Source organism: Mesorhizobium sp. M7A.F.Ca.CA.002.05.1.1 (assembly GCF_003998335.1).
Lineage (GTDB): Bacteria > Pseudomonadota > Alphaproteobacteria > Rhizobiales > Rhizobiaceae > Mesorhizobium.
On sequence record NZ_RZQI01000201.1, the window covers coordinates 5001 to 7923 of the forward strand.

Annotated in this window: 1 tRNA gene and 2 rRNA genes (1 of these 3 running past the window's edge); all 3 read left to right on the forward strand. The window is 54.0% G+C overall.

The annotated features are described in order from the left end of the window. Positions 1-2226 (forward strand): 23S ribosomal RNA (locus tag EN939_RS12925); it begins 596 nt to the left of the window's first position. A 152-nt stretch (positions 2227-2378) separates the two neighbouring features. Beyond that, positions 2379-2493, forward strand: a 5S ribosomal RNA gene (rrf, locus tag EN939_RS12930). Positions 2494-2717: 224 nt separating this feature from the next. After that, positions 2718-2794 (forward strand) — tRNA-Met (locus EN939_RS12935). Positions 2795-2923 lie beyond the last annotated feature (129 nt).

Below are 2923 nucleotides of genomic sequence, written 5' to 3' on the forward strand. Positions count from 1 at the left end.
CAAGGTTCGTCCTGGGTGACCACGTACCTTTTGTATAATGGGTCAGCGACTTAGTGTGACGAGCAAGCTTAAACCGCTAGGTGTAGGCGCAGCGAAAGCGAGTCTGAATAGGGCGTTCAGTTCGTCGCATTAGACCCGAAACCGAGTGATCTAGCCATGAGCAGGTTGAAGGTAAGGTAACACTTACTGGAGGACCGAACCCATAACTGTTGCAATAGTTCGGGATGACTTGTGGCTAGGGGTGAAAGGCCAATCAAACTCGGAAATAGCTGGTTCTCCGCGAAATCTATTTAGGTAGAGCGTCGACCGAATACCCCAGGGGGTAGAGCACTGGATGGGCTAGGGGTCCTCACCGGATTACCAAACCTAACCAAACTCCGAATACCTGGGAGTACTAGTCGGCAGACACACGGCGGGTGCTAACGTCCGTCGTGAAAAGGGAAACAACCCTGACCTACAGCTAAGGTCCCCAAGTTATGGCTAAGTGGGAAAGGATGTGAGGATCCCAAAACAACCAGGATGTTGGCTTAGAAGCAGCCATCATTTAAAGAAAGCGTAACAGCTCACTGGTCTAAATAAGGGTCTTTGCGCCGAAAATGTAACGGGGCTAAAGCCATACACCGAAGCTTAGGGTTTGGTCCGCAAGGGCCAAGCGGTAGCGGAGCGTTCTGTAAGCTGATGAAGCCATACCCGTGAGGGGTGGTGGAGGTATCAGAAGTGCGAATGCTGACATGAGTAACGTAAGGGGAGTGAGAGACTCCCCCGCCGAAAGACCAAGGGTTCCTGCTTAAAGCTAATCTGAGCAGGGTTAGCCGGCCCCTAAGACGAGGCGGAAACGCGTAGTCGATGGGAACCACGTTAATATTCGTGGGCTTGGAGGTAGTGACGGATCATTGAGGTAGTCCAATCTTATCGGATTGAACGGGCTGCTGCGTGGTTCCAGGAAATAGCTCCTCCTTATAAACCGTACCCGAAACCGACACTGGTGGTCTGGTAGAGTATACCAAGGCGCTTGAGAGAACTATGCTGAAGGAACTCGGCAAATTGCACGCGTAACTTCGGAAGAAGCGTGACCCTTTTCTACGCAAGTAGAGGAGGGTGGCACAGACCAGGGGGTAGCGACTGTTTATCAAAAACACAGGGCTCTGCGAAGTCGCAAGACGACGTATAGGGTCTGACGCCTGCCCGGTGCTGGAAGGTTAAGAGGAGGGGTGCAAGCTCTGAATCGAAGCCCCAGTAAACGGCGGCCGTAACTATAACGGTCCTAAGGTAGCGAAATTCCTTGTCGGGTAAGTTCCGACCTGCACGAATGGCGTAACGACTTCCCCGCTGTCTCCAGCATAGACTCAGTGAAATTGAATTCCCCGTGAAGATGCGGGGTTCCTGCGGTTAGACGGAAAGACCCCGTGCACCTTTACTATAGCTTTACATTGGCATTCGTAGTGGCATGTGTAGGATAGGTGGTAGGCTTTGAAACCTGGGCGCCAGCTCAGGTGGAGCCACCCTTGAAATACCACCCTTATTACTATGGATGTCTAACCGCGGCCCGTTATCCGGGTCCGGGACAATGTATGGTGGGTAGTTTGACTGGGGCGGTCGCCTCCTAAAGAGTAACGGAGGCGCGCGATGGTGGGCTCAGAACGGTCGGAAATCGTTCGCTGAGTGCAATGGCATAAGCCTGCCTGACTGCGAGACTGACAAGTCGAGCAGAGACGAAAGTCGGTCATAGTGATCCGGTGGTCCCGCGTGGAAGGGCCATCGCTCAACGGATAAAAGGTACGCCGGGGATAACAGGCTGATGACCCCCAAGAGTCCATATCGACGGGGTTGTTTGGCACCTCGATGTCGACTCATCGCATCCTGGGGCTGGAGCAGGTCCCAAGGGTATGGCTGTTCGCCATTTAAAGCGGTACGTGAGTTGGGTTCAGAACGTCGTGAGACAGTTCGGTCCCTATCTGCCGTGGGTGTAGGAATATTGAAAGGATCTGTCCCTAGTACGAGAGGACCGGGATGGACGGATCTCTGGTGGACCTGTTGTGGCGCCAGCCGCATAGCAGGGTAGCTATATCCGGACGGGATAACCGCTGAAGGCATCTAAGCGGGAAACCCACCTTAAAACGAGTATTCCCTGAGAACCGTGGAAGACGACCACGTTGATAGGCCGGGTGTGGAAGAGCGGCAACGCTTGAAGCTTACCGGTACTAATAGTTCGATCGGCTTGATCGTTCTCATTCCTTATGCTCATCGCTCCAAATCGGAGGATGACAGGCACATAAAGGACCAGCGAATAGCCCCGAGAGGCACCCGACAGCTCCGCTGCCGATGCCTCTTTGTGCTCCTTCGCTCAAAAGCTTCTCGAACAACGTGCGTTTTGCCGACCTGGTGGTTATGGCGGAGCGGCTGCACCCGATCCCATTCCGAACTCGGCCGTGAAACGCTCCAGCGCTGATGGTACTTCGTCTCAAGACGCGGGAGAGTAGGTCGCTGCCAGGTCTGCTAAACGCACGTTGAACTCACATCCAATCGGATGGAGTGATGTCTTCTCTTTATGAAATGGCCCGCCAAGGGATCACGGGCCGCGTAAGCGGCCCTTTCATTTGGTCAGCCATATACCTATCTGTAGGCCTCGGCTTACACAAAAAAGCAAGCAAACGCTTGCTTAGGAACGCAAGCAAGCGCTTGCTTGGATTAGCAAGCAAACGCTTGCTAAGAGGTGACGCGGGGTGGAGCAGCCCGGTAGCTCGTCAGGCTCATAACCTGAAGGTCACAGGTTCAAATCCTGTCCCCGCAACCAAACCTCACTAAACAAACAGCCCGCCTCGTGCGGGCTCTTTTGTTTTTTGCCCTGGTGCCGGCGTTTAACCCGTCATCAGGCGCCCCCAAGCAGGCCAAGCCCAAGCCGCAAGACAGAAAACTCAAATCC